Origin of the sequence: Leeuwenhoekiella sp. LLG6367-2.1 (assembly GCF_045055775.1) — a bacterium.
GTDB classification, from domain to species: Bacteria; Bacteroidota; Bacteroidia; order Flavobacteriales; family Flavobacteriaceae; genus Leeuwenhoekiella; species Leeuwenhoekiella aequorea.
Genome location: NZ_CP159331.1, coordinates 767,201 through 793,757, shown reverse-complemented (window position 1 = coordinate 793,757; position 26,557 = coordinate 767,201). Strand labels below are relative to the sequence as shown.

The 26,557-nt window shown below is 37.2% G+C and carries 25 protein-coding genes and 1 pseudogene; 18 read left to right on the top strand and 8 right to left on the bottom strand.

What is annotated here, in order from left to right:
• Nucleotides 1–102: 102 nt before the first annotated feature.
• From ABVM53_RS03700 to ABVM53_RS03675, 6 genes are all read right to left on the bottom strand, one after another.
• A complete protein-coding gene (locus ABVM53_RS03700) occupies nt 103–516 on the bottom strand; it encodes a Fur family transcriptional regulator (RefSeq protein WP_236132255.1) in 414 nt (137 codons plus the stop codon).
• Nucleotides 517–1,149, bottom strand: a complete 633-nt coding sequence (locus ABVM53_RS03695; protein WP_236132254.1) for a cation diffusion facilitator family transporter — start codon at nt 1,147–1,149, stop codon at nt 517–519.
• A gap of 5 nt (nt 1,150–1,154) precedes the next feature.
• The gene (locus ABVM53_RS03690) at nt 1,155–2,348 is read right to left on the bottom strand and encodes an efflux RND transporter periplasmic adaptor subunit (protein ID WP_236132253.1); all 1,194 of its coding nucleotides are present in this window, start codon (nt 2,346–2,348) and stop codon (nt 1,155–1,157) included.
• A 4-nt stretch (nt 2,349–2,352) separates the two neighbouring features.
• The gene (locus tag ABVM53_RS03685; RefSeq protein WP_335620032.1) at nt 2,353–6,774 is read right to left on the bottom strand and encodes a CusA/CzcA family heavy metal efflux RND transporter; all 4,422 of its coding nucleotides are present in this window, start codon (nt 6,772–6,774) and stop codon (nt 2,353–2,355) included.
• Between the two features lie 129 nt (nt 6,775–6,903).
• On the bottom strand, nt 6,904–7,215 hold the full coding sequence (locus ABVM53_RS03680; RefSeq protein WP_308444030.1) for a DUF6660 family protein: 312 nt from the start codon (nt 7,213–7,215) through the stop codon (nt 6,904–6,906).
• A 52-nt stretch (nt 7,216–7,267) separates the two neighbouring features.
• Nucleotides 7,268–8,473, bottom strand: coding sequence for a site-specific integrase (locus ABVM53_RS03675; RefSeq protein WP_236132251.1), 1,206 nt, complete (start codon nt 8,471–8,473; stop codon nt 7,268–7,270).
• A 475-nt stretch (nt 8,474–8,948) separates the two neighbouring features.
• On the opposite strand from ABVM53_RS03675, the gene ABVM53_RS03670 reads away from it, so the two are divergent.
• From ABVM53_RS03670 to ABVM53_RS03625, 10 genes are all read left to right on the top strand, one after another.
• The gene (locus tag ABVM53_RS03670) at nt 8,949–9,170 is read left to right on the top strand and encodes a hypothetical protein (RefSeq protein ID WP_405329634.1); all 222 of its coding nucleotides are present in this window, start codon (nt 8,949–8,951) and stop codon (nt 9,168–9,170) included.
• Between the two features lie 426 nt (nt 9,171–9,596).
• Nucleotides 9,597–10,298 (top strand): GLPGLI family protein, encoded by a 702-nt coding sequence (locus ABVM53_RS03665; RefSeq protein WP_405329632.1) that lies wholly within the window; start codon nt 9,597–9,599, stop codon nt 10,296–10,298.
• Between the two features lie 56 nt (nt 10,299–10,354).
• Nucleotides 10,355–10,672: a hypothetical protein gene (locus ABVM53_RS03660; RefSeq protein WP_405329630.1), complete on the top strand. Its 318-nt coding sequence runs from the start codon at nt 10,355–10,357 to the stop codon at nt 10,670–10,672.
• Nucleotides 10,673–10,894: 222 nt separating this feature from the next.
• On the top strand, nt 10,895–11,638 hold the full coding sequence (locus tag ABVM53_RS03655) for a GLPGLI family protein (protein ID WP_405329628.1): 744 nt from the start codon (nt 10,895–10,897) through the stop codon (nt 11,636–11,638).
• 2 nt (nt 11,639–11,640) lie between these two features.
• Nucleotides 11,641–12,066 (top strand): carboxypeptidase-like regulatory domain-containing protein, encoded by a 426-nt coding sequence (locus tag ABVM53_RS03650; protein ID WP_405329626.1) that lies wholly within the window; start codon nt 11,641–11,643, stop codon nt 12,064–12,066.
• Nucleotides 12,067–12,483: 417 nt separating this feature from the next.
• Nucleotides 12,484–12,711 carry a hypothetical protein gene (locus tag ABVM53_RS03645; RefSeq protein WP_405329623.1) on the top strand — a complete coding sequence of 76 codons (228 nt, stop codon included), beginning with the start codon at nt 12,484–12,486 and terminating at the stop codon, nt 12,709–12,711.
• A 76-nt stretch (nt 12,712–12,787) separates the two neighbouring features.
• Entirely contained in the window at nt 12,788–13,504 is a 717-nt protein-coding gene (locus ABVM53_RS03640) for a GLPGLI family protein (protein ID WP_405329620.1), read from the top strand.
• Nucleotides 13,505–13,850: 346 nt separating this feature from the next.
• Nucleotides 13,851–14,009, top strand: a complete 159-nt coding sequence (locus tag ABVM53_RS03635; RefSeq protein WP_405329617.1) for a hypothetical protein — start codon at nt 13,851–13,853, stop codon at nt 14,007–14,009.
• Nucleotides 14,010–14,093: 84 nt separating this feature from the next.
• Complete coding sequence (locus ABVM53_RS03630) at nt 14,094–14,837, top strand: GLPGLI family protein (RefSeq protein WP_405329614.1); 744 nt, start codon at nt 14,094–14,096, stop codon at nt 14,835–14,837.
• 69 nt (nt 14,838–14,906) lie between these two features.
• Complete coding sequence (locus tag ABVM53_RS03625) at nt 14,907–17,582, top strand: carboxypeptidase regulatory-like domain-containing protein (RefSeq protein ID WP_405329611.1); 2,676 nt, start codon at nt 14,907–14,909, stop codon at nt 17,580–17,582.
• 531 nt (nt 17,583–18,113) lie between these two features.
• Here the strand turns inward: ABVM53_RS03625 and ABVM53_RS03620 are convergent.
• On the bottom strand, nt 18,114–19,004 hold the full coding sequence (locus ABVM53_RS03620; RefSeq protein WP_405329608.1) for a helix-turn-helix domain-containing protein: 891 nt from the start codon (nt 19,002–19,004) through the stop codon (nt 18,114–18,116).
• A 157-nt stretch (nt 19,005–19,161) separates the two neighbouring features.
• Between ABVM53_RS03620 and ABVM53_RS03615 the strand changes: the two genes are divergently transcribed.
• From ABVM53_RS03615 to ABVM53_RS03580, 8 genes and pseudogenes are all read left to right on the top strand, one after another.
• A complete protein-coding gene (locus ABVM53_RS03615) occupies nt 19,162–19,344 on the top strand; it encodes a hypothetical protein (RefSeq protein ID WP_405329606.1) in 183 nt (60 codons plus the stop codon).
• Between the two features lie 44 nt (nt 19,345–19,388).
• Nucleotides 19,389–20,063, top strand: a pseudogene (locus tag ABVM53_RS03610) (aldo/keto reductase).
• A 103-nt stretch (nt 20,064–20,166) separates the two neighbouring features.
• Entirely contained in the window at nt 20,167–20,622 is a 456-nt protein-coding gene (locus ABVM53_RS03605) for a nuclear transport factor 2 family protein (protein WP_405329603.1), read from the top strand.
• Between the two features lie 11 nt (nt 20,623–20,633).
• Nucleotides 20,634–21,089 (top strand): nuclear transport factor 2 family protein, encoded by a 456-nt coding sequence (locus tag ABVM53_RS03600; protein ID WP_405329600.1) that lies wholly within the window; start codon nt 20,634–20,636, stop codon nt 21,087–21,089.
• Between the two features lie 7 nt (nt 21,090–21,096).
• Complete coding sequence (locus tag ABVM53_RS03595; RefSeq protein WP_405329597.1) at nt 21,097–21,702, top strand: flavodoxin; 606 nt, start codon at nt 21,097–21,099, stop codon at nt 21,700–21,702.
• A gap of 11 nt (nt 21,703–21,713) precedes the next feature.
• Nucleotides 21,714–22,865, top strand: coding sequence for a carboxymuconolactone decarboxylase family protein (locus ABVM53_RS03590; protein WP_405329594.1), 1,152 nt, complete (start codon nt 21,714–21,716; stop codon nt 22,863–22,865).
• A 55-nt stretch (nt 22,866–22,920) separates the two neighbouring features.
• Complete coding sequence (locus ABVM53_RS03585) at nt 22,921–23,385, top strand: (2Fe-2S)-binding protein (RefSeq protein ID WP_371456892.1); 465 nt, start codon at nt 22,921–22,923, stop codon at nt 23,383–23,385.
• 20 nt (nt 23,386–23,405) lie between these two features.
• Entirely contained in the window at nt 23,406–24,050 is a 645-nt protein-coding gene (locus ABVM53_RS03580; protein ID WP_405329592.1) for a hypothetical protein, read from the top strand.
• Nucleotides 24,051–24,151: 101 nt separating this feature from the next.
• Here the strand turns inward: ABVM53_RS03580 and ABVM53_RS03575 are convergent, their stop codons facing one another.
• Nucleotides 24,152–26,386 (bottom strand): molybdopterin cofactor-binding domain-containing protein, encoded by a 2,235-nt coding sequence (locus ABVM53_RS03575; protein WP_405329589.1) that lies wholly within the window; start codon nt 26,384–26,386, stop codon nt 24,152–24,154.
• Between the last annotated feature and the right edge of the window lie 171 nt (nt 26,387–26,557).

The window sequence follows — 26,557 nt, the reverse complement described above, 5'->3', positions numbered from 1 at the left end:
TCGCTGAAATCAAATTGACTTTTCTAAAGTTAATAGCTGTATCATTTTTTGCATTTTAACTCTTACAATTTAGTGAAATAGTTGCGCAACTGCTGTGCAAAGTCATCTACTGCACTTTTCACAAACACCTGTAACCAGAAGATTTACGTCTTCTGCTACATAGCCATCTGGTAAATTGATATGCGGTATTTTATGCTCAGTGAGACATACAGTTTCGTTACAATTATTACAGCGAAAATGCAGGTGTAAATCTTGCTCAATCTCACAATTGCAGCCTTGTTCACAAAGTGCATATTTAGTAATTCCGGTGCCGTCTTCTATTTGGTGTACAATGCCATTTTCTTCAAAAGTTTTTAAAGTTCTGAAGATGGTTGAGCGTTCCGCTTTCGCGAAAGCGGTCTCAAGATCAAGCAAGGCCAATGCAATTTTTTGTTGAGCTAGATATTTATAGACTAAAATGCGCATTGCGGTAGGACGTACCTTATGATCGCTCAGAGTTTTTTCGATTTCAGTCATTTATGCAATGTTGTAGTTGATGTTTTTGGCTTTGTTATAGGCTTCCCAGCCTTCTTTTGCCGCATAGGGAACAATAAGTAATGCTGCCACAGGGTCTGCCCACCACCAGTCGAGCCAATTAACCAATAGTAAACCTATAAGTACGACCACGGTCTGGTACAAGCAAATAAAGGTATCCTTGGCATCGGCCATTAAAGCTGGACTGTCCAGTTTCTTTCCATAATTTCTCTTGAAATATATTAGAATTGGATTTACAACCAGGGAAACCAATAATATAATTAGTCCCATTGAACTCCAGTTTGCCGTTTCTTGGTTAATGAGCTTCGTAATAGAGTCATACGTAATAAAAACACAAATGAGCGTAAAGGAAACTGCAATTACGTTTAAGGTGATCTTTTGTCTTCGTTTTACCTTTTCTTCATCGATACCTTTGATTTCACCGTTTAGTCGCCAGCCGAGCGTTCCCGCACTTACCACTTCAATAGTGCTATCCAATCCCCAACCAATCAATGCCGAGCTATTTGCCGTAAATCCTGCTATGAGCGAGACTACTACTTCGGTAACATCATAAACAACGTTCCAAATCTGTAGTGTTTTGGCTTTTTTTAAATAATTTCTTCTTGTTTTATTCATAATATTTAATGTTCATGTTCCGTTTCCCCTTTTTTCATTTCTCCCATAAGATAATAGGCATTATTGAATGCAAAAAGCGTGTTAAGATCTGGGGTTTCAAAAAAGCGTATGGCTATCCAATCTCCATCTTTCTCGCTAGTTGTAACCTCTATTGGTTTAAAACTCCACGCATAGCCATCCTTTTGCGCTGTAAATACATAAGTCTTTCCAGCTTCTGTAACTATGGCACTTTCAGGTAGTGCGGTAATCTGCTGGTTGTCAACTTGAATTTTACCTTTAATGTACATTCCAGGGATAAGATCACTTTCTTTATTTTCAATTTCAGCGTGAACGTGAACCGCTTTGGGATCTTGCTCAAAGGTCTGACTAACTGAATAAATCTCGGCTTCCAGCTCTTTTCCTGGACGTGAATTAATACTGAAACGCACCTTTTGGCCTTTCTTCACTTTGTCCACATCTTTTTCAAAAACCATTAAATCTGCGTGTACGTGGTCTGTATCTACTATTTCCATCAAGTTGGTCTGTGGTTCCACATATTGTCCGGTCTTTATAAACACTTTTTCTACAACACCTGCTATGGGACTGCGCAAAGCCACACGCTGATAAATTGTACCATTGCGCACACCACTAGCATTGATGTTGTACTGTCGCAATTGCGCTTCAAGACCTTTTACTATTGCGGTAGATGATTGATAGTCTGCTGTGGCTTTTTGATAATTCATACCAGATGCCACGCCAGCTTCATAAAGCTTTTTTTGACGTTCATATTCCTGTTTCAGAAATCTACTGTTAGTGTATGCATTTAGGTAATCACTCTGTACCTGTATGATGCTGGGATGCGAGAGGTACGCGACCGCTTGATTTTTTTTGACTTCGTCGCCTTCTATAACTTCAATAGAAGCCACATTTGCTCCAGCAAGTGCGGTAATATTTGCTTCGTTTTGCGGAGGCACTTCAAGCGTACCATTTGCTTCTACATAACCACTCATATTGCGTGGTGTAATTGTGTCAATTTCCATTTGTAAAGCTTCAAACTGCTGTGCTGTGAGCATCACTTCTTCAGCTTCGCCTTCTCTACGGCTTTCTTCAGTTTGTGTACTTTCTTTAGTTTCATCTTCGGTAGTTTTTGAGTCGCCACAACTGGTCAGTAATAATGCTAATAGCATCGCTGTAATAGGTATAAATTTTATCGTTTTCATCTTTTTAGTTTTGGAAATATTGTAGTTCAAACAAGGCTTCTAAATAATCATTGAGGGCGTCCAGCGCATCCATTTCGGTCTGTATGGCATCACGTATAATTTGTGTAAATGCTGCATAATCCAGCGCGCCTTCTTTATACGCGAGCATTGCGCCCTTACGCTGCTCTATCGCAAGTGGCAATGCTTCTGTTTTATAAAAGAACCAGGTATCCCGCCATCGTGCATAATTTTGTTGTGCCTGTATGAATTGCGATTGTAGCTCGCGCTGCTTAAAGGCTGCATTAGATTCTGCAATCTGTGCATCAAGTTTTGCCGCTTTTGTGCGACTACGGAGTGGTCCAGAAAACAGCGGAATGGAAATACCTGCCTGATAGGTGAAAAATCCACTATCGCCATTAACTCGTTGCAGGCCACCTTGCAGATTAAACTGGGGTAGTAAATTTGCCCTTGCTGCATCATAGCTTGCACGTGCTTCGTCAATACGCTTTCGCGAAAGCGATAATTCGGGATGTTCATTCAATGTATCATCAGTCTCTAAAATTGAATGTTCGGTAGCTTCCAATTCATCAGTAACGGTGTACGTCGTATCTGGTGTCAACCAAAGGTTGAGTTTTTGCAGAGCGATGAAATAGTCTGTTTCTGCCTGTTGAAATTTATTATTGATCTGCAAAGCTTGATTGCGGGCAGCAGCATATTCCAGTCTTGAAATGGCTTCCACTTCATAATTGAGTTTTACAGATTGTGCAAACTGACCATATATACTGTCAAATTCTCGGTACAAGACGAACTTCTTCTTTGCCTGAAAAGCTTCTGACCACGCTTTTTTAACTTCCAGTTCTATTTGGATTTCCGAAAGGTCAAGAGCTGTTTCGGCTAACTGGATGCGTTGTTGTTGCAAACGTTTTTTGGCACCTATTCCCAGTAGATCGATATTTTGTTGCCCGATGCCTATCAATGTATAAATGCCTTGACCATCTGCCACTTCTTCGCCACCTGTAAAAACCTGCGTACTCCCAAAGTCATAGGCATTGCCCGTGAGTGCATTCTGTCTTTCGATTTCGAGTTGGTTCACTTTAAGTACAGGATAATTTTCTTTAGCAATTTCTACAGCTCGTGGTAATGTGATGGGCGTGATGCTGTCCTTAACGATGAGATCTTGCACAGGTGCTTGAGATTGTTGCGCTTTCGCGAAAGCGGTACCACCTAACATAAAACCAAGTATCAAAATCGTAGTCAAGGCTTGCGGATTAAATGAACCAATCTTGTCCTGATCTTTGCGCTCGCGTCGCTTTTCTATAAATGTATAGAGTACGGGAAGTACGACCAACGTGAGTAGCGTGGCTGTAAGCATCCCACCGATAACTACCGTAGCGAGCGGTTGCTGCACCTCTGCTCCAGCCGATGTGGAAAAAGCCATAGGTAAAAAGCCAAAAATATCTGTGGTGGCCGTAAGGATAATAGGGCGAATTCGTTCTTTAGTCCCTTGAAATATTCTATCTTTTATACTTATAACACCTTCTTCTTTTAAGGAATTGAATCGGTTAATAAGTACCAGCCCGTTAAGAACCGCGACACCAAATAGCACAATAAAGCCGACACCTGCGGAAATACTAAATGGCATATCTCGCAACCATAAAGCAAACACACCACCGATGGCCGCCAAGGGAATCGCTATGTAAATCATTAGCGATTGTGAAAAGGATTTTAATGCAAAGTATAATAGTATAAATATCAAGAACAGGGCGATGGGCACTACAATGACCAAACGATCCTTTGCGCTTTGTAGGTTTTCAAACTCTCCACCATAGGTAATATAATATCCTGATGGTAAGTCCAGTTCTTCATCTAATTTTTGTTGTATATCTTTTACTATAGATTCCACATCCCTGCCTCGAGCATTTACACCTACGTAGGTTCTTCTATACGTATTGTCACGTGAGATTTGCATAGGTCCAGGGACGTATTCGATCTCGGCTACTTCAATAATGGGCACTTGATTACCATCCTTAAGATCGATGTACATATTGCGTAAGTCATTGATACTTTTTCTATGACTTTCATCAAATCGTACCACGAGATCAAATCGTTTCTCCCCTTCAAAGATGACACCAGCAGTACCACCTGCAAATGCAGTGCTTATGTAATCATTTACTTTTTGAATATCTAGTCCATATTGCGCCATTTTATCACGCCTATATTTTACGGTCATCTGTGGTAATCCAGCTGTACGTTCTGCACTTACATCACCTGCACCAGGAACGGTCTGTATTATCGCTGCCATTTCCTGAACCTTTTCTGATAAAATCTCTAAATCTTCGCCATAAAGCTTTACGGCAATGTCTTCTCTTACACCTTCCAACAGCTCGTTAAATCGCAACTCCACAGGTTGGGTAAATACTAAATTCACACCTACGAGTTCTTCATCCAGTTTATCTCTAATGGCATCTATCAAACCTTCTTTAGTAGAAGCGGTTGTCCAGTCGTCCATATCCTTATTAAGGATGATGTACATATCTGCAATATCCATAGGCATAGGATCTGTAGGAATATCTGCGACACCTATACGTGCTGTAACTGTTTTAATTTCAGGGAAACTCTCTAATAATATCGTTTCTATCTTTTTGGAAACTTCAATGGATTCTGATAGCGAACTTCCTGGTCTTATGAGCGCCTGCATTGCTAAATCTCCTTCATCGAGCTGCGGCACAAATTCCCCTCCCATATTAGAAAAGATAAAACCTGCGATAACAAGTAAAACAGCAGCAGCTGATAAAACGATAAGTTTCAGTTTAAGTGCTCCTTTCAATAAAGGCATATACGCACTATGAATGGCACCAATGATTTTATCACTTATTTTTTCGAGCCATCGCTCAAACCTGCCGAACCAGTTTTTGGTATTTTGTACTGGTTTCATAAAAAGCGCAGACATCATTGGCACATACGTAAGACATAAGATAATAGCACCTATCATTGCAAACCCAAAGGTGTATGCCATCGGTTTAAACATTTTACCTTCAACACCTGTAAGAAAAAGGATAGGTGTGAAAACGATAAGAATAATAATTTGACCAAAAAACGCGGAACTCATCATCGTACTTCCGGCTTCATAGGCCACTTTATCCATTACGCCCTGATTGAATTTTAACTTGCCAGACCTAATTCGTTTTTGGATTTCATACACAGTTCCTTCAATAATAATCACGGCACCGTCGATGATAATCCCAAAGTCGATGGCTCCAAGACTCATTAAGTTTGCCCAAACATTAAATTGCTTCATTAAGATAAAGGCAAAAAGTAAGGACAAGGGTATAGTCGTGGCTGTTATGATTCCACCTCGTAAACTACCCAGCAAAAAAACTAGAGCAAAAATTACGATTAAGGCACCTTCCAATAAATTGGTTTTCACTGTATCTGTAGTTCTGGAAATTAGTTCACTACGATCGATTATTGGGGCAATGGTCAAACCTTCTGGCAGGGATTTTTCAATTTCTGCCATACGGTCCTTTACATTTTGAATGACTGCATTAGGATTAGAACCCTTGAGCATCATTATCATACCACCAACAGCTTCATTCCCGTCCTGTGTAAACGCACCATAACGTACTTGACTCCCAAAATGGACACGAGTTGCCACATCTCCAATAGTTATAGGAATATTACCTTCATTAGCAATCGAGATATTTTTTATATCTTCCAAAGAGCGAATAAGACCTTCGCCTCTTATGAAATTTGACATTTTGTTCTTCTCGATGTAAGCGCCACCTGTATTGACGTTGTTCATAGTAAGAGCCTCATATACTTGTGAAATACTGATCCCCATACTGTTTAACTTCTCTGGATCGACGGCGACTTCGTACTGTTTAATACTTCCGCCATAAGAGTTAACCTCTACTACACCTTCTAGTAAAGTAAGTTGTCGTTTAATAACCCAGTCCTGTATGGTGCGCAATTCCATAGATGAATACTTGGTTTCGAAACCTTCCTCTGGCTTTATAGTGTATTCATAGATTTGACCTAAACCAGTAGAGATGGGGCCCATAGATGGGGTCCCAAATTTGTCAGGTATGGATTCTCCTAATTCGTTAAGTTTCTCCCCTACCAACTGTCGAGGAAGATAGGTTCCCATATCGTCTTCAAAAACGATAGTTACTACGGAGAGTCCAAAACGTGAGATAGATCTTATTTCGGTCACGCCTGGCAAATTACCCATAGATAATTCTACAGGATAGGTCACGAACTGCTCGATATCTTCCGTTCCCAGATTTGGCGATTGGGTAATTATCTGCACCTGATTATTGGTGATATCTGGCACAGAACCAAGGTTTACCGTTGCCATTGACCAGATACCAACTCCTATAAGAGTTAAAGTAAAGAGGCCAATAATAAATTTGTTATTGATTGAAAAATCAATGATTTTGTTAATCATAGATAAGGATGTTAATTCAGTTGAAATTCTTATTGAGCACATTGAATAAAATAAAATACAATACACTTCGTGGACGAATCCAATAGATGGACACGTCAAGACAGGATATAGTTATCCTATAAAACTGAATTATACCCGAGGGGGATGTAAAAGGAAATGTGGAATATCTTTGCCAAGGTTGTCAAAATGGGCAAAATATTGATGTGGAATTGCTGGCTGTAAGAGTTCGAAAGAAACAAGCCCAAAGTCTATAGTGTGAACATGGCAACAATGACAATGACAGAAGGGTGAGCATAAAATGCTATCGTTATGTTCCTGATCTGCATCGGTCACTTGCGAGAATTCTACCTGTGTATTATCACTATTTGGCTTACTGTCGACACAAGGCGTGAAGTTGAGAGCCAGAAAATAAAAGGATAGTATGATTGTAATAATTTTCACGTTCCAAAATTACAGGAATTTTCTTGGAACTGGGTTGCAAAATTTGAGTTATTCAAAAATTGACCACACTATCCAAAGCATCATCAGCATCCTTATGAATGAAATTTGCTTGATAACGTATAGTTGTTGTTACAGATGAGTGACGATATAATTTTTGCAGCATTTGAATAGGGATTTTTTCCCCAGAGATATTACCAAAACTATGCCTGGCAATGTGCATACTTATATTTTTCTTTATTCCCAGTTGCTTAGTGGCAATCTTTAATCTTCTATTCAAATTTCGAGTTATCGATTGTGTTCTTTTGGATATTTCCTCAGTATCATCGAGGTTGGTGCCTTTTAACTGAGGAAAGACAAGCTCATTGTAAGATGAATTGTCTTTGTAAAAATCAAATATTTGAATAGCTTTTTCAGGAATTTTAAGAGAAACAAGCTTACTATTTTTGTTCATTCGATAGAGTAGGCGCCCATCGTTGAAATCTGACCATTTTAGTTGTAATACATCCCCAACTCGAATACCTGCAAAGTAAAAACTGACGAGCCAAATATGAATTGCCTTTTGTTGAGCTTCGGTTAATCCTGTGGCATTTTCGAGGATTTGAATTTCATCTGTCGTAAAACCAATTTTTTGAGATTCAGGTATTCTAATGGTCATTTTACCTTTGCCGAATGGATAGAGGCCTCTTTCTGTAATTAATTCAGAAATAGCTAAATTGAATATGGTTCTAATAAGGATAAGATAGTTTACTACTGTCCTTGGCGAAAGCTTATTATGATGTAGAAGATAGGTTTCAAATTTTTTGAGAACATTAACATTCAACTTATTAAAGGGAATTGAATCCTTTCCAAGAAATTCTTTGAATCTTTTAAGTCGGCCAAACTCAGTGTCGTATTGATGGTGTTTGTTTCTATTCTTGAGATTTTTAAGATGCATTTCAGCTACAGCGAAAAAATCAAGACTTTTAGTAACAATAATTTTATTTTTTATTTCTGAAACCGAGTGGTATTCAGAATTCATTTCAGACTTTACTACTTTATCGTTTGCTTCAGCGATCTTAGTAGTGATAAAATTATTTAAGACATTAGAATTAGGGTGCGACTTACGGACATTCCGATTTGTTTCGTCCCAATACTTTTTTTCGATGTATTGACCCGTATTTAGATAAGAGCTCTTGCGGTCTTTTGTAATTCTAATTGCAATAGGAAACAGCCCTGCTTTGTTCTTCTTTTTCCTTAATACTACTCTAACCGTGGCCATAATAATTATTTTTGGATTATAAAGATAGTCAAATTAGGTACAACATAGGTACAACAATTGTTGATCTTGCTTGCTATTAATTGGTGTTTAATTATATTAAATAATTTTTAAAATATTGATTTACATTGTATTTATGTTAAATTGATAGTATAGTGTCAAAAACTCATAACCCGAAGGTCACTGGTTCGAGTCCAGTTCCCGCTACTAGTAAAACCAAGGCTTCACAGAAATGTGAAGCCTTTTTTTATTTTGATACTATTCGCTAAATAATAAGTTTTGAATTGGCTCTTTTTTTAAGCTAAAATCGGTGTAATTACATCATCAAATGATAATTACCGTTTGAGGACTTTAATTAAGAACATTGATCCCGAGGCGGTTTTTATAAAAATGATCTAACACCAGAAGAATTAATAAGCGCGATACAATCAATTATTACAACCCCCCCCCATATTATACTTCAACTGTTTTAAATTTATTGAGAAAGGAGATATCTAAAGATGTACATATAGATGAAATAGATCGAAAACTATTATATGAACTTTCAATAGGAACTAAAATGGTAGAGCTGCCTGCTATTCTACTTTTATCTAAAGCCGGTGTAGAGAAAAGAAAGCGTAATCTTAAAGCGCTATTAGAAGTTGAAGATCAATCTGATCGTGAGCTTATTCTAAATGCTAAGAATCGTGGTTTTTTGTAAAAACAAAAGCCATACTACAAGTAAGGATTTTAATTGTATTAATAATATTTGCATAATTAGATTTACTTTGTTTCGAAATAAAACCTATTTTCTCATTATTGAAAATTTTATTTATTATGAAAAAATTACTTTGAGGATTATTTGTTTTTAAGTCATTCACTGCAATTGAAGCAAGCGAATTGGTGTAAAATTGTAGTGCTTTTGCTTATGAAGCTGCGAGTGATGAGTGGAATAATTCTTGGGGATCTGGTGGGTCTATGTCTGCCAGTGAATTCTATTCGATTTATTATGAATGGGAGTCCCTTTGTGAGAGCGCGCAATAAGAAAAACGAGAATTAATTTATTTTGTTTAACTATTAAGCACTATTAGGTATATCATGATTTTTACTTGATATAAATAACAGTGCTTTCTTAAAAAATAAAAAGATGAAGATTTTAATCGTTGTTATGCTTTTAATTTCCCAATTTTCAATTGGTCAAATTACAAAGGGTGAAATAAAGTATAGCAAGTCAATAAGATATAGTGATGCTTATAAGGGTAGGGTAAATGCAAAATCTATTAAATCGTCTTCAGAATCTATTAATTATACACTTGTTTTTAATAACAAAGAAGCTTTATTTAAAGTAGATGATAAAATGGTATCTGATAATTCAACAATGGCTGATAGAATGGCTATTATAAAAGGTGAAGGTAAAGGTATTTATTACACTAATTTTGGACAAGGGTATACGATACGGCAAAATGAATTTGGTGGTCAACAATTTCTAATAAAAATGAAGCATCTTAACTTCATCTTAACTGAGAAAACTAAAAAAATAGGAAATTTTTCATGTAGAGAAGCTAAATATTCACTAAAAGAAAAAGCACCAGGAGAAGGAATGAAATCCTATCAAATTGATATAACAGTTTGGTATAGCCCTGAAATTCCATTTTCTATTGGTCCACTTCATTTTTTTAATTTACCGGGGGCTGTTTTAGAAGCAACATTAGGTAATGTTACTTATACAGCTACTAATATTTCAATAGATCCAGAAATGGAATTGATTATTGAAGAACCTAAAAAAGGAAAATTAATTAGTGAAGATAATTTACTTTATGAGTTGCATAGTTTGAGAAAAAAAATATAGTAATTAATAATTCTTTTTAGCTTATTAATAGAAAGTGAAAAATAAATATTCATATTATGAGATTCTTTGCATTCTTAATAGCTCTGTTGTTGCCATTAGTTGGGAATAGTCAAATTAATTACGGTGAAATAAATTATCAAGTAACTTTAGATTCAAAAAAGTCCTTAAAGGAAATTGATAAAAAGGACGTTAGTCCAATGGTTAAGATGATGATGCGAGATACGTATAAAAACACTAAACCAGTGGAACTTATTCTATATTTTGATAAAAAGTATTCACTTTCACGTGCCGTATTAGATTTAAATAAACCTGATGAAGGAGTTAAAATATTAGACATCGTTTCAGGTGTTAAATATGAAGTTTATACTTCATAAAGCCCTCATCAGATTTTAAAAAGTAGTGGTAGTTTAGGAAATGTACTTGTTGAAGAATCCTTACCGCAATGGACTTTGCTTGATGAAACCAAGAAGATAGACATATGCACTGCGTATAAAGCTCAAGGTTACAGAATGATTGAAGGTAGTAAGGGAATTGTAAAGCGCGATTTTATCGCATACTTAAGGTCAACAGGAACTTGTGATTAATCTTTTTTAATTATGAATGATAGGAAAATATTTATCTATACTGTTTTACTCAATCTGTTTTTTATTCAGAGCGTTTCCGCTCAACATAATTATAAGGTTACTTACGGTATATCAAAAGCGAAAATGCACGGCTCCTTGGACAGTCTCGATGATCGTGGAAAAATATTTTTTGGAAAGGTTTTTGACTATGCCCAAAATTTAAATTATAGCCTAACAACTTCTTCAACGGAGTCATTTTTTGAAGAGGAAGCTGATTTGCAAAAGGGTGATTTAACGGCACTAGAAAGTATTTTAATTAAATCGGCCAAAAGATTTCCTTCTTTTCACAAGGCCGTTTATATTTCATATACTAAGGATAGTATTACATTCATTAAGAATTTAGTAGGTAAAGACTTTTATGTTAAGCGTGGACTTTTTGATTTTTCATGGGAGATTAAGGATGATCAAAAGGTCATATTAGGATATCAGGCACGTCGGGCTTTAGGTTCCTATTACGAGCCAGTTACTGGCAAAACATTGGATGTTGAGGCTTGGTTCCTGCCAAGTATCCCTTTATCTTCTGGACCAGATATATTTGTAGGTCTCCCAGGTCTAATTGTTGAAATTGAGCACAAGGGTGCTATTGTGTCTGCAAGAAAAATTGAGAGTCTAAAAAATATAGAAATTGAGAAAATTGAAAATAAACACCCGATGAGTCAAAATGAATTTGACAGGCTTTTAATTAGTTTAAAAAGTAAGTTTATTGATAATCAATAAAATTGCATGAATTATTTAAATTTTTATTACCGATTTATCTTTTGATTCCAATTTGTCTAACGAAAAAAGAAGTTGTTTTAATCCTGCTATTTTTAGCGGGATTCTCCTTTAGCCACGCCCAAAACATCCAATTAACTGGCACGGTAAAAGATACCTTAGCTAAACCACTTCCTAATGCCAATATTCTGGCCTTTCCTCAGGAAACTGGTCATCAGACGCGTTTTGCAATTTCCAGTGCAGAAGGTCTTTACCGCTTACGTCTGGAAAAAGGTATCGCATACCGCGTAGAAGTAAGCTATATGGGGTATGATAAAATTACACATACCATACGCCTGACACAAGATGCCGAGCGTGATTTTATCATGAGACCCCTCAGCGATCAGTTGGGTGAAATCGTCATCAAGCAACGTTTGGCGGTAAAAGTATGAGAAGATACCATAACCTACCGCACCGATAATTTTGTAACCGGAGAAGAGCGCAAACTGCGGGATATCCTTAAAAAATTACCCGGTGTTGAGATTGACCGGGATGGGAATGCCACCGTCAATGGCAAAGAAGTAACTAAACTTATGGTCGAGGGCAAAGACTTTTTTACCGGTGATGAAAAACTGGGCGTTCGTTGACGGGAGGAAGAGGAATTTATTATCGCAACGATACACTTCACTTTAGGCAAATTAATTCTTACGAGCCATTGAATATTAGCTTAACCAAAGAACGCTTCGGAGCTTGGGAAATCACTAACGAACAAAAGGATATTTTAGGCTATACCTGCTTTAAAGCCATTACTTTTAAAAAAGAATTAAATAATGACTTGACGATAAGACAGCAACGTAAAGTCGCCTGGTTTGCTCCAGAACTTAATTTTCCCGCCGGGACCTCAGGGAATCGGCGAACTGCCGGGACTTGTGCTTGAAGCTTCTGAAAATGGGATTTATACCTTTCGCGCTACGGCACTCAAACTTGATGATCGTTGTAAAGAAATAGAAGTCCCTAAAAAAGGAAAAACGCTCACTAAAGAAGAATATGATCAGTTTATAATTGATAGGTTGAAGCTTATAAAATCAAGAGGATAAAAAATTTAGGATATAATGTGCTTCATATTAATCTTTTGATTAAATTCAACTAATAATTTAGTTTTAGAGGTAGTTTATGAAAAATAAGCTTTGTATTTATCTTCTACTTGTACTACCGTTCTTAAGTGTTGCTCAAATCAACACTGGCGAAATTCATTATCAAGTAACTTTAGATTCAAAAAAGTCCTTAAAGGAAATTGATAAAAAGGACGTTAGTCCAATGGTTAAGATGATGATGCGAGATACGTATAAAAACACTAAACCAGTGGAACTTATTCTATATTTTGATAAAAAGTATTCACTTTCACGTGCCGTATTAGATTTAAATAAACCTGATGAAGGAGTTAAAATATTAGACATCGTTTCAGGTGTTAAATATGAAGTTTATACTTCACAAAGCCCTCATCAGATTTTAAAAAGTGGTGGTAATTTAGGAAATGTACTTGTTGAAGAATCCTTACCGCATTGGACTTTGCTTGATGAAACCAAGAAGATAGGCATCTACACTGCGTATCAAGTTCAAGGTTACAGAATGATTGAAGGTAGGAATGGGATTGCTAAACGGGATTTTATCGCTTGGTACACACCAGAGATTCCTGTGCAATACGGCCCTTATGTATACAGCGGTCTTCCCGGGCTTATTCTAGAAGTTCAAGTAGGAGAGGATTTGGTTTTTAAGGCTACAGCTATTGTAATAAATGGAGACGAGCCAGTGGAGATTAAACTTCCTAAATATAAAATAATTACGCAGGAAGAGGCTAACGCGAAGTATAAAAGCTATTTGAAGAATTAGACTGAGCAAATAGCCTAGTATAAGCAATGTTTTTTTTACTACTATTTTTTTTGCTGTTTCCTATGGATGTCTCGCACAGGTCAAAAGCAGCAGGATAGAATATAAAGTACTAATGCCGGAAAGCGCTTCTAGAAGTTGAAGGTCAATCTGATCGTGGGCTTATTTTAAATGCTAAGAATTGGGGTTTTTTGTAAAAACAAAAACCATACTATAAGTAAGGTTTTTGATCGCCTTAAACATATTTAGATAGTTACTTTTATAATGTTTCGAAACAAAATCTATTGTTTAATTTTTTTAAAATTTTATTTATTATAAAAAAAAAGTCTATTTAACGTTTTTTCTCTTTTTGACTGTTAATGTTATTTCTTTTGCAAGTTGTCATACCCAAGGAGATGCAGCCTATGACGCAGCCCTATCAAATGGTACTTCAGAAGAGCAGGCGGCTGCAATTGCTCTTGCTGTAATTGATGCTTGTGAGGAGGATCAAGAAACGGGAGGTCAATAGAAACCTAAAGAATTACTTAATGTGATTTTACAGTAATCTTAAAGGATATATTTCCTAATATATCCTTTTTTAATTTTTCAAAATATGAAATTTAGCAAAATACTATTGTTTTCTTTGTTATTGTCTTCTAACATATTTTCACAAAAAGCACTTATAGTAGATTATGAAGTGGTCGCTATAGAAAACAAGGAGCAAAAACCACAAAAAGAAATTGGTTTTTGGAATATGGTAACCCGCGCAGCCAAAACGCTGCCAGAGAAAAAGCCAAAGCTACGAATTGAGGGGAATCTTTCAGTATATGATGTAGAAGAGGGTATGCCCAATGATGCTCAAGCAGCTTCTATGAGTGTTTTGGCGACCAGTCTATATAATCTTAATCATAATGTGTATATGGATACTAACAAAGGTTTTTTGATCGAAAAATTCTCAGCTTTCAATGAGAATTTCACCGTAAAGGATACGCTAGGGCGTTACGATTGGAAATTAAGTAAAGAAAGAAAGATCATTAATAATTTAGAAGCATTCAAAGCTACTTCTTCTAAAACCGTGATTAACTCTAAAGGAACTTTTGAGTTTCCCATTGAGGCTTGGTACGTTCCTGAATTGCCGTATAATACTGGACCTGCCGACTTTGAAGGCTTGCCGGGATTGATAGTGGAAGTAAAAGTGAAATCCAATATAGGTTATATTTTACGATTAAAAAATATACAAGAAGTGACTACATTAGATATAACTAAACCTGATGAAAAAGGAATGGTATCACAAGAGGTATATAATGACGAGATTAAAAAACTAGCTAATAAAACAAAAGAATTTTTTGAAAATTAAGTGGGCCAAATAATCAAAATTTAATCTTGTTGAAAGCTCAAAGAGGGACAGATGGAAAATTGTACATTCTTGAATAAGTTACTTATAGCTCTGTACTTTACACTTCCTGTGTTGTGTTTTGCACAAAATACACAGCTTTCGGGCACTGTAAAAGACACTTTAAATCAGCCGCTGCCCAACGCCAATATTTTAGCGTTTCCGCAGACAGAGGGAGCACAAACCAGTTTTGCGATTTCGAGTCCGCACGGGCTTTATAAACTGCGTTTAGAAAAAGGGATTCCTTACCGGGTAGAAGTGAGTTATATGGGCTACACAAAAATCACTGATACCCTTAGTCTAACACAGGATGCGGAGCGCGACTTTATCATGATACCCTTAAGCGATCAACTGGGTGAGATTGTGATCAAGCAGCGCTTAGCAGTAAAAGTACGCGAAGATACCATCACCTACCGTACGGATAATTTTGTAACAGGAGAAGAACGCAAATTGCGTGATGTACTCAAAAAGTTACCGGGAGTTGTAATTGACCGCGATGGTAATGCCACAGTCAATGGTAAAGAAGTTACCAAGCTTATGGTCGAGGGGAAAGACTTTTTTACCGGTGACGAGAAGTTGGGCGTTAATAATATTCCGGCAGATGCAGTTGATGAGGTCGAGGCTATAGATAACTACAACGAAGTTTCATTCTTAAAAGGTCTTAGCGATAGTGATAAGATGGTCTTAAACATCAAACTCAAAGAAGGCAAAAAGAAGTTTGCCTTTGGAGATATAGAAGTTGGTGGCGGACTTGAAGATCGGTATTTGATACACCCTAACCTATTTTACTACAGTTCTAAAACGGCGGTGAATGCTATTGGTGATTTTAATAACATTGGCCAAAAGTCATTTTCTTTGAGTGATTACATCAATTTTGAAGGCGGTTTCAGTTTGTTGAGCAAAGATCCTTCGGCTTATTTTAACCTGCGCAATGATGATTTTGCACAGTTTCTAAACAATGATGATTTTGTGTATAATAAAAATGAATTCGGTGCATTTAGCATTTCGCAAGAACTCAGTAAAGCGACAGACCTTGATGCCTACTCTATTGTCTCTAACGGAAAACTCGAAGCCCGAAACGAGAGTGATTTCACCTACTTAACCGGAGATCGCCAGGAAGAAAATCGCACGACGACAAGTAACAACAATCTCTTGTTTACGCTTAATAAAGTGCGTTTGCGGTATATACCAGATAGTGATGTAGATTTTTATGCTGCGAGTTATTTAAAGACCAGTAAAGGCGACGGTTTAAACCGATTGATTTCTCAAACACCAGATCAAAATACCTTTGTAGATACACAGATCCAACCGCAATCTTTAGATTTTAAAACAGATCTGAGTTACAACCGTCAATTTTCATACAAACACACCAGTACAGTAGAGGCCGGCTTTCAATACAGCCGGAATGAAAATGACCGCGATTGGTTGTTTAACCGTCCTGTTTTTTCGGGTATTATTCCGTTTAATACAGAAGATGATACCTATAATTTGCTCCAAACTACGCGGTCTACAAAGTATGATTTCAATATCAATGCAAAGCACTATTGGGTGTTGCATCGCTTTCACCATATTTACCCCGAAGCCGGCATCAATGTAACCCACCAAACCTACAATACCCGAGATACCCAACAATTAAATGGTGGGAATTTGGTCGATTTTACAGACGGCGGCTTTAACAACGATGTAAATTTTAAGTTGAGTGATAGCTATTTTGGATTTCAGTATAAGGCAAAAGCTGATGACTTTATATTTAAGCCAGGATTATTATATCACTATTATTTCTGGACAGTAGATCAATTTGAAACCCGGGAAGTAGGAGCCGGAAAAGCAGTATTATTACCAGAATTACTTGTAGAATGGGAAATGAATAGCGGAGAAAAATTAAGATTGAAATACAACAGACAATCTCAGTTTGGCAATGCCTCCCAGTTGGCAAACCGCTTACGCTTAAGTAGCTTTAATGGTTTGTTTTCAGGGAATGAAAATCTGGAAAATGAGCTCTCACACAGCGCGTCACTGTTCTATTCTAAATTTAGTTTGTACCGTGGCATTTTTATGAATGCCGGGTTGAGTTATCGACATACAGAAAACGCGATACGCAACACCACTCAAATCGAAGGAATAGACCAGATTAACACCCTGATCTATACAGATCTTCCTGAAAATAGCTACAGTGCAAATGCGTCGTTTTCCAAAAAAATAAGCGATTATCGCTTTACAGTGGGAGGAAATTTAAACCTTTCTGATTACTCAAGAATCGTGAATAATGAGACGCTCGCTTATAAGTCTGTGAATTATAGTTACAATTTCAAAACTGAAACTTCTTTTGACGATTGGCCTAACTTAGAAGCCGGAGTCCGTCACAGTTTTAGTGATTTTAGCTCAGATACTTTTGATAGTAATTTTCAGCGGGTAACGCCATTCGCCTATCTCGATTATGACTTTTTAAAAGACTTTATTTTAAAGGCTAGTTACGAGTTTACTTATTACGAGAATCAAACTCAAAATCAAATCAATCGCTTTCAGGAAGCGGGAGCGAGTTTGTTTTACCAAAAGGAGGGAAGCGCCTGGGGTTTTGAGATCGAAGGGCAGAACATTTTTGACATTCGCTATCGAGCGAGCAATTCCTTCAGTCAGTTTCTAATTACAGATCAGCGTACATTTATTCAGCCCAGAACACTTATTTTGAAGGTTTCTTACAAATTATAGAAATTTTCAGAAATTGATTACGCTGTCCAGTGCATCATCCCTATCCTTGTGAATAAAATTCGCTTGATAATTTAAGGTAGTCTTTAAATCGCTGTGTCGATAAAGTTTTGTAGCATTAAAGGGTGGGTCTTGTCCCCGTTAATATTAGCAAAACTATGTCGAACAATATGATTTGATAGATTCTTATATATCATTGTAGGGCTATCCGTTTCAGGTATTTATTAAATAGCTTAGTTGCATTTCTTGTCTTTCTAAAATATCTTCATTGCCGTAAGAATTAGTATTTTTTAAAAAAGGGAAAACATAGCCGTTATTTTCTGCTTGGTCTTTTTTTGTAATAGTGTAATATGGTGTTAGCTTTATCTGGTATTTTAAGACTTAGAGGCTTTTAACTTTTTTCATGATGAAATATGTAATTGAAAACTACTTCAGACTTCTAAGCGAATACTATAATCTTATTGGATTTCTGAATGCTTTGTGTATACCTTCCTTTTTAAATTAGAGAGTGAAGGAATAAAATAAACGTTATTATTAGAGGTTTCTATATTCTCTAGGCGTATATCCGGTACTTTTTTTAAATAACCTATTAAAATGCTGTGGATATTTAAACCCTAATTCATAAGCGACTTGACTTATTGATTTATCAGCATCAAAAATGCGGTCTTTTGCGAGGTCAATTAGTTTTAAATGAATGTGATCTATAGCAGATTTTCCGGTTTCTTTTTTGATGAGATCACCCAGATAATTTGCAGATAAATTAAATTCTTCAGCAAAATAAGATACAGAAGGAAGTCCGATGTTTTGTGGCTTTTCAGAATTGAAGTAAGCATGAAGCATGCGTTCAAAGTTTGAAACAACACCTTGGCTTAAAACTTCTCGGGTGATAAACTGGCGCTCATAAAAGCGCTCACAGTAATTTAAAAGTAACTCTATGGTATTACATACGATCTGTTTACTGTGTTTATCTATAGACTGTTCTAGTTCATAATCTATTTTAGAAAATAGATCCTTTACGATTTGTTGCTCCTTTTCAGAAAGGTGAAGCGCTTCGTTAAGTTCATAAGAAAAAAATGTGTAGGTATGAATTTTCGAGGCAAGGGGAGTTCCTTTGATAAAATCAGCGTGAAAGAGTAAGGCATTGCCTTTAGGATTGTAATCCTTTTGAGTTTTGATCTCAACCGCTTGTCCCGGCCCCATAAAGACTAAAGTGCCCGCTTCATAATCATAGGTGTTGCGACCGTATTGTAATTCTCCACAGTTTACACCTTTTAGAAAAATGGCATAAAAACCAAAGTTGAATTTTCCGCTTTGTAAGGGTTTTGCATCGGCACTATCAAAACACGTGATTAACGGATGTCTGTTAGCGATTTCCTTTAATGTATTGTATTGTGATATCGTTTCTACTTTTAGAATGTCCTTCATAACCAAATGCTTTTGTATACCAGCAAATATACCGAACTGGTTTTAAGAATTTTGGAGCTCACACTGCAAACGGTAAAAATGGTAATAAAGGCAGTAATTCATATACAAATAGGAGCGGTAAAGTAATTGAACTTTGTAAGGAACAAAATAAAGAGCTATGAAAAATAAAGAACTAGGAAAAAGTGGTTTAGAAGTTTCGGCTTTAGGATTGGGATGTATGGGACTTAGTTTTGGTTACGGCCCTGCCACTGAAAAAAGTCTTGCTCTAAAATTGATACGAGATGCTTATAATAAAGCTGTTACTTTTTTTGATACAGCAGAAGCTTATGGTCATTTGTAAATGAAAAACTGTTGGGTGAAGCTTTAAAACCCTTCCGTAAGGAGGTGATAATCGCAACAAAATTTGGTTTTAAGGAGGGTGTCGCAGGTAAGGGATTAGACAGCCGTCCAGAACGTAAACGCGAAGTTGCTGAAGCTTCTTTAAAAAGATTGAATACAGATGTGATTGATCTATTTTATCAGCATCGTGTAGATCCTAATGTGCCCATCGAAGAGGTGGTTGGTACCGTTAAAGATCTTATTACAGAAGGAAAAGTGAAGCATTTTGGTTTATCTGAAGCAGGAGCGAATACTATTAGGAAAGCACATGCCGTTCAATCGGTTGCTGCTTTATAAAGTGAATACTCTCTTTGGTGGCGAGAACCTGAGCAAGAAATTATTCCTATCTTAAATGAATTGGGTATTGGTTTAGTTCCTTTTAGTCCTCTAGGAAAGGGTTTTCTAACCGGAAAAATTGATGATAAAACGAAGTTTAGTGATAACGACTTTAGAAATAGTGTTCCGTGGTTTAATGAAGAAAATAGAAAAGCCAATCAGGCTTTAGTAGAAATATTAGGAAAAATCGCAACAGAAAAAGAAGCTACTTCTGCACAAATAGCTCTTGTCTGGCTGCTTGAGCAAAAACCTAGGATCGTACCCATTCTGGGTACGACAAAATTGCACCAATTGAAAGAAAATATAGGGAGTGAAGCCATTAAATTAGAAACAACGCATTTATAAAAAATTGAAAATGCTCTGAATACAATTGATATTCAGGGTGCGCGCTACCCAGAGCAAATGCAAAAAATGATAGAGAATTAATTGAATTTTAAAATACAATCGAATGAAAAACATATATAAAATAGTAGGATTTTTTATGCTCCTCTTTACTCAGGTTGGCTTTACTCAGGATAGTGATGTAACAAAACAGGTTAAAGAACTTTCAATGAATAAATGGCAGTGGATGGCAGATAAGGATGTAGATAAGCTCAAGGACTTATTTGATGAAGATGCTCGCTTTGTACATATGAGTGGCTCCTGGGATAAGAGCCGGGAATTAGAGATAATTGAAAGTGGCAGTATTTGGTACAAGCAAGCTAATGTGCAAGATACTGTTGTAAAAGAATTTGGAGAAACTGTAATCGTATGGAATCGAATTACACTAGTGGCGCATGTGCGAGGCGATGATGTTTCAACCGAGTTTACAGTAACTGAAGTTTATCAAATGCAGAATGATGCCTGGAAGCTGCTTGACTTAACGTTTAGTAGCGTTCGTGATACTCATAAAATCGTTCATTAAAAATTAAAATTATGAAACACCTAAAATTTGTAAAGAATGTGGTTTTGGTCTTAATGCTTTTAATGACCATTCAATTACACGCGCAGGATACAGAATCTAAAATTAAAGAGCTATCCGCAAACAAATGGCAATGGATGGCAGATAAAAATGTAAGTGAACTTAAAGATTTTTTTCATCCTCAAGCTCAGTTTGTACATATGGGCGGCAGTTGGGGTACAGATCGCGAATTAGCAATTATAGGTAGTGGAGGAATCTGGTATAAAAAAGCAGACGTCCATACTATATCTGTTGATGTAATCGGTGAGACGGCAATTCTTTTGAATGAAATCACTCTTTTAGCTGAAGTAGGAGGCAATGAAGTGACAAATCGTTTTATGGTGACCGAGGTTTATGTATATGAAGACGATGGCTGGAAACTGGCAAATTTATCATTTGTAAAACTACTAACGGGGCCTCCAGGCGAATAGAAATTAGATGAAGTATTTAGTATTACTTATGGTCGTATTTACCCTTTCCTGTCAAGGTCAGGCAGAAAAAACTATGCAGCATTCAACTGAAAATAAAGCGCAGCCTATTTTGATAGTTTATGTGTCGCGTACAAATAATACCCGGGCGGTAGCTCAAATGATACAGAAAAAAACCGGTGGTAACATGACTGCTATAGAATTACAAGACCCTTACCCTGAGAACTATCAGAAAATTGTAGCTCAGGTAGCAGAAGAAAATGAAGCCGGTTTTTTACCTCCTTTACAAACTAAAATTAATAATCTGGATCATTATGATACGGTTTTTATAGGGTTTCCCACCTGGGGAATGCAACTCCCGCCACCTATAAAAAGTTTTTTGACAGAATATAATCTTTCAGGTAAAACCATTTTACCATTTAATACCAATGCCGGATACGGTTTAGGAAGCTCCATAAGAACGATTAATGAATTGTGTCCTAATTCTAAAATATTGGAAGCATTTTCAGTGGAAGGCGGCATAGAACGAGACGGGATCCTTTTTGTTATGGAAGGAGAAAAAGCAGCACAAGTAGAAGAAAAGCTAGATGATTGGCTGGCTAGAATCGACTTCTAATATATAGAATTATGAAAAAGTTTAATGTAAAACAGTCAACCCTTTTAATCGTAATAAGTGTGCTAATTTTTTACAGCTTATCATTTGGTTCTGCATCTGCACAATCTAAAGATGAACTGAGCCCTGTAGAACAAGGGATTGCTTCAATAGCAATCGCTACAGCAAAGGGCGATACGCAATTGCTTAATGCCTCATTACACGCGGGTCTCGACGCTGGAATGACGGTAAATCAGGTAAAGGAGGAATTAGTACACCTCTACGCTTATTGTGGTTTTCCCAGAAGCCTAATGGCTATAAATACATTGACTGAAGTTCTTCAAGATCGAATAAATAAAGGTATTCAGGATCAGGAGGGACTGGCAGCAACTGATTTGAATGCGGGAAATAAATATGAAATAGGGAAAGAAGTTCTTGCTGATTTAACCGGAATTAATAACAGACCTATGGCGGGCTACGCTAAAACAGTTCCTGTGATTGAGGTTTTTCTTAAAGAACATCTTTTTGCAGATATCTTTAAACGAGGAGTACTTAGTTACAAGGAGCGTGAAATTGCAACAGTAGGTGCATTGTTAACAATGGGCGACCTCGACCCCATGGCACGCGGACATATAGGTATTGCGATTAAACAAGGAGTTACTGAAACTCAAATGAACAAAATTATTAATCTGATTGAAACTCAGGCAGGATCAGAAAAAGCTTATAAAGGAAAATTGCTTTTAACAGAGTTAACTACGAGTTCAGAACCAGCGCTTTCTTCAGCCTTGAGTGCAACCGAAAATTTAATATTTCCCAGAGGAGAAAAACTAGACAATCCTGTATTTACAGGTAATGCTTATCTCAATTCGCTAATAACAGCAGATGAGGTGAATACAACTGCTGCGGGCGTAGTGACTTTTGAGCCTGGTGCACGTACTTTTTGGCACCAGCATCCTACGGGTCAGATCATTATTTCAATTTCTGGTACCGGTTTTTATCAGGAAAAAGGAAGTCCTAAACGCATCTTAAAAAAAGGGGATACCGTGAAATGCCCTCCAAATACGCCGCATTGGCACGGCGCAAGTGATACTGAAGCTTTTGTTCAGATTGCAATTACAGATAGGTCTGAAGGGCCTACTCAGTGGTTTGATGTGGTTACAAAAGAAACCTATTTATCACAAAAATAATATATAGAGGTATTTAGTATCTTTAATAGAATTGAACAGCTTAAAAATATACATTATGATTTCACTACACGTTAACGAAAAGGATCTGCAGGTAGATGTTGATCCCGAAACACCTCTTCTATGGGTATTGCGAGATCATTTAGATCTGCCGGGTACAAAATATGGATGTGGTGTGGCACAGTGTGGGGCGTGTGTTGTACATCTTGAGGGCGAAGCCGTGCGCTCTTGTGTTACAAAAGTTAAGCGCGCTGAAAATAAGAAAATAGTGACCATCGAGGGTTTAGCAGAAAATAACGATCATCCGGTACAACTGGCTTGGACCGAAATCGATGTGCCGCAATGTGGATATTGTCACAGCGGTCAGATTATGTCTGCAGCTGTATTGTTAAAGGAGAACCCCAATCCAACCGATGAGGATATAGATCTGGCGATGGCAGGTAATATTTGCCGTTGTGGAACCTATTCCAGAATTCGTAAGGCGATTCATCTTGCAGCAGATATCAATAAAAGCAGTTCCTAATAACTTTTCAATTAGAAATTATGATTCTATTTAAACATAAAAAACAAAGAAAAATAGTCCGCTCAGGTATTGGTTTTTTTCTGATTCTTTTAGTTTTGGGTATTTCAGTAGGTATGTCTGAAAAGAATTTTGATAACGAAAATTATATGACACTCTCAAGCCTTAAAAAAGACAGTGTTGCTTCTAAAGAAGCCTTTAAAAAAGTCTATTCGGTATTGATGCACCCGCGTTGTATGAACTGTCACCCTTCTGGAGACATTCCTTTACAGGGAGATGACAGCCATTTGCATGGTATGTCTCCTCACCGAGGGAAAGATGGTAAAGGGGTGTATGCGATGAAATGTGCTAATTGTCATCAAAATGAAAACACGCCGGGTATACATGCTCCCCCGGGAAATCCCGAATGGCATCTGCCTCCTGCTGATATGAAAATGGTTTTTGAAGGTAGAACTGCGAACCAATTAGCTAAACAGCTTATCGATAAATCTACAAATGGGAATAAATCGATTAAAGAGTTGATTGCTCACGCAGAAGATACGTTGGTAAAAGCAGGCTGGCATCCCGCAGAAGGGCTATCTTTGCCACCTATGAGTCACGCCGAGTTTAAGGAGGCGTGGATAACCTGGCTTAAAACCGGTGCGTATGCTCCGGAAGAAGCAAACTAAAATATAACTCCAACACAACTTTAAGTGCTGTACGATAAGTTTTATACTAAAGAAAGAGCCGCTAATTTAGCGGCTCTTTTTGTTTAAACACGTTTATGATTTTATACTTCTTCCAGAATAGGATGGTTGTAAAAGCGTTTATTTTTTGCACGAGACAATGCATTAGTATACGCCGCAAAAATAGGAGGGAAAGGAGGTTCACCTAATCCTGTTGGGTTTTTACCATTTTCAACAAAATGCACTTCAATATCTTTAGGAGATTCGGGCATACGAATCAATCGGTAATTGTAAAAATTACTTTTTTGAGGAACACCATCCTTAAAAGTCATTTTGCCAAACATCGCATTTCCCAAACCATCGGTTACTGCGCCTTCCACCATATTTCGTGCAGCATCCTTATTGATAACAATGCCGCAGTCTACGGCACTGTATACTTTATCAAAGACTAATTTCCCATTGTCATTCTTCAAGTCAACAACATGACCTACATAACTGTTATGACAATAATAGGCTGCAACCCCTCGATGAATGCCGGGTTTTGAAGACTCCCAATTTGATTTGTTACGTAACAATTCAAGTAGCGCAATAAAACGATCTGCTTCATAATCATTGTCTTCACCTACCGGACTTATTTTTGCTTTTTCAAACAATTCTAATCTAAATGCAATAGGATCTTTACCAGCAGCAACAGCAACTTCATCTAAAAATGCCTGTTCAGAACCTCCCATAAAATTAGATCTCGGAGCTCTAAAAGCTCCGATGGTAATATTTGAATTAATTTGCCAGCTTTCAGCTAGATAATTGTCAACCGCTCCTGCCGGGAAACGGTTTGCATGCAGCGGACTTTCAGGTATACCGCCTGTTTTTATGTGGTAGGCAACCATTTTATTATTTTCATCCAAAGCTGCTCTGAAAGTAGCGTGGTAGGCAGGACGGTAAATGCCGTAAGTCATATCGTCCTCACGGGTATACACCAGTTTTACCGGTTTTTTTATTTTTTGAGAAATTACAGCAGCTTCAACGACTTCGTGAGAATATGCCCGTCTGCCAAAACCACCACCCATACGGGTCATAATAATTTCAATTTGATCTTTACTCATTCCTAGCCGTGCGGCAACCGTAGGCTCTGTAAGTTCTGGCGCCTGTAAAGGACCGGCTAATATTGCTTTATCATCAGTAACGTGAGCAAAAAAGTTTACAGGTTCCATGGCATTATGTGCCAAAAAAGGAGCGGTATATGTACTTTCAATAATCTTAGCGGCATTTTTAAAAGCTGTTTCAGGATCGCCATCTTTGCGTACTACAGTACCCGGTTCTTTAGATTTAGCATCCATCTGTTCCCAGTGATCCTCAGAACTCTCCAATCCTGCTGGAACTACCTGAGTCGATTTATTGCCAAAGACATTGAGTTTAAGCGTATGTTCTTCAAAGGGTTCCCACTCCAGTTTTAATGCTTTTTTTGCTTGCATAACCTGCCAGGTAGAATCACCTACCACTACCACTAGATTGGGAAAGGTAGCGGTATCAAAGATGTTTAACTCATAGCCTTCATTGTAAATATCAATATCAAAAATAGCAGTTATGCCGGGCATTTTTAAAGCTTCCGTACCGTCGTAAGATTTCAATTTAAGTCCAAATGCAGGAGGATGTTCTATGGTAGCATACTTCATTCCCGGCACCTTATAATCCATTCCAAATAAGGGTTTTCCGCTTACAATGTCTGGTAAAGCAACATTCTTTTTAGAGCTGCTTATGATCGTAAAATCCTCGGTATTTTTTAATTCTACAGACTCTGGGACTTTTTCTTGCGATGCTGCTTCCGCCATTTCGCCATAAGTACTTTTTTTACCGGATGTATGTTTTAAAAAGCCTTTTGTGGTTGTAATTTCTGAAGCTGAAACATTCCAGACTTTGGCAGAGGCATTAATTAGCATCTGGCGTGCTGTTGCTCCGGCTGTACGTAGGGCATTATAACCTTGCCGTACAGATTGACTGCCGCCAGCAAATTGTCTCGTATATAAATCGGTACGAAAAGGGGCTTGCTCAACAACAACTTGATCCCAGTCTACGTCTAATTCTTCAGCAACAATCATAGGTAAGGATGTTAATACATTTTGACCAAATTCTGGATTGGGAGCCATTATTGTCACTGTCCCATCTGTAGCTATTTTTAAATAGGCATTCATTTCAAACCATCCTTCAGAAATTTGTTCTTCAGCAATCGCTTTGGTGTTAGAATGCAAGAGCCAATTGAAACTTAATAGCATTCCGCCACCGGCTAAAGCTGAGGTTTTAAGAAAAGAACGACGATTTACGGAAGTTTTTATTGTACTCATAATTTTCGGTTTAAATTTCTGAACTTCAGAAATGCTAACCAATTTAGCAAATTAAAATACTATCTGAAACCTCTTGATATGCAAACCAGTAAAAAGGGTTAGCAATGCCGTAATATAATTAAGTTGCTTTCTTGGAAAGCAGATTAGGAAAATAGAATATGTAAACTGAAA

What these genes read in the sequence shown, in the direction of transcription:
- ABVM53_RS03700 (WP_236132255.1), bottom strand. Translation starts at nt 516, where the DNA reads ATGACTGAAATCGAAAAAACTCTGAGCGATCATAAGGTACGTCCTACC.
- ABVM53_RS03695 (WP_236132254.1), bottom strand. Translation starts at nt 1,149, where the DNA reads ATGAATAAAACAAGAAGAAATTATTTAAAAAAAGCCAAAACACTACAG.
- ABVM53_RS03690 (WP_236132253.1), bottom strand. Translation starts at nt 2,348, where the DNA reads ATGAAAACGATAAAATTTATACCTATTACAGCGATGCTATTAGCATTA.
- ABVM53_RS03685 (WP_335620032.1), bottom strand. Translation starts at nt 6,774, where the DNA reads ATGATTAACAAAATCATTGATTTTTCAATCAATAACAAATTTATTATT.
- ABVM53_RS03675 (WP_236132251.1), bottom strand. Translation starts at nt 8,473, where the DNA reads ATGGCCACGGTTAGAGTAGTATTAAGGAAAAAGAAGAACAAAGCAGGG.
- ABVM53_RS03665 (WP_405329632.1), top strand. Translation starts at nt 9,597, where the DNA reads ATGAAGATTTTAATCGTTGTTATGCTTTTAATTTCCCAATTTTCAATT.
- ABVM53_RS03660 (WP_405329630.1), top strand. Translation starts at nt 10,355, where the DNA reads ATGAGATTCTTTGCATTCTTAATAGCTCTGTTGTTGCCATTAGTTGGG.
- ABVM53_RS03655 (WP_405329628.1), top strand. Translation starts at nt 10,895, where the DNA reads ATGAATGATAGGAAAATATTTATCTATACTGTTTTACTCAATCTGTTT.
- ABVM53_RS03640 (WP_405329620.1), top strand. Translation starts at nt 12,788, where the DNA reads ATGAAAAATAAGCTTTGTATTTATCTTCTACTTGTACTACCGTTCTTA.
- ABVM53_RS03630 (WP_405329614.1), top strand. Translation starts at nt 14,094, where the DNA reads ATGAAATTTAGCAAAATACTATTGTTTTCTTTGTTATTGTCTTCTAAC.
- ABVM53_RS03620 (WP_405329608.1), bottom strand. Translation starts at nt 19,004, where the DNA reads ATGAAGGACATTCTAAAAGTAGAAACGATATCACAATACAATACATTA.
- ABVM53_RS03615 (WP_405329606.1), top strand. Translation starts at nt 19,162, where the DNA reads ATGAAAAATAAAGAACTAGGAAAAAGTGGTTTAGAAGTTTCGGCTTTA.
- ABVM53_RS03605 (WP_405329603.1), top strand. Translation starts at nt 20,167, where the DNA reads ATGAAAAACATATATAAAATAGTAGGATTTTTTATGCTCCTCTTTACT.
- ABVM53_RS03600 (WP_405329600.1), top strand. Translation starts at nt 20,634, where the DNA reads ATGAAACACCTAAAATTTGTAAAGAATGTGGTTTTGGTCTTAATGCTT.
- ABVM53_RS03595 (WP_405329597.1), top strand. Translation starts at nt 21,097, where the DNA reads ATGAAGTATTTAGTATTACTTATGGTCGTATTTACCCTTTCCTGTCAA.
- ABVM53_RS03590 (WP_405329594.1), top strand. Translation starts at nt 21,714, where the DNA reads ATGAAAAAGTTTAATGTAAAACAGTCAACCCTTTTAATCGTAATAAGT.
- ABVM53_RS03585 (WP_371456892.1), top strand. Translation starts at nt 22,921, where the DNA reads ATGATTTCACTACACGTTAACGAAAAGGATCTGCAGGTAGATGTTGAT.
- ABVM53_RS03580 (WP_405329592.1), top strand. Translation starts at nt 23,406, where the DNA reads ATGATTCTATTTAAACATAAAAAACAAAGAAAAATAGTCCGCTCAGGT.
- ABVM53_RS03575 (WP_405329589.1), bottom strand. Translation starts at nt 26,386, where the DNA reads ATGAGTACAATAAAAACTTCCGTAAATCGTCGTTCTTTTCTTAAAACC.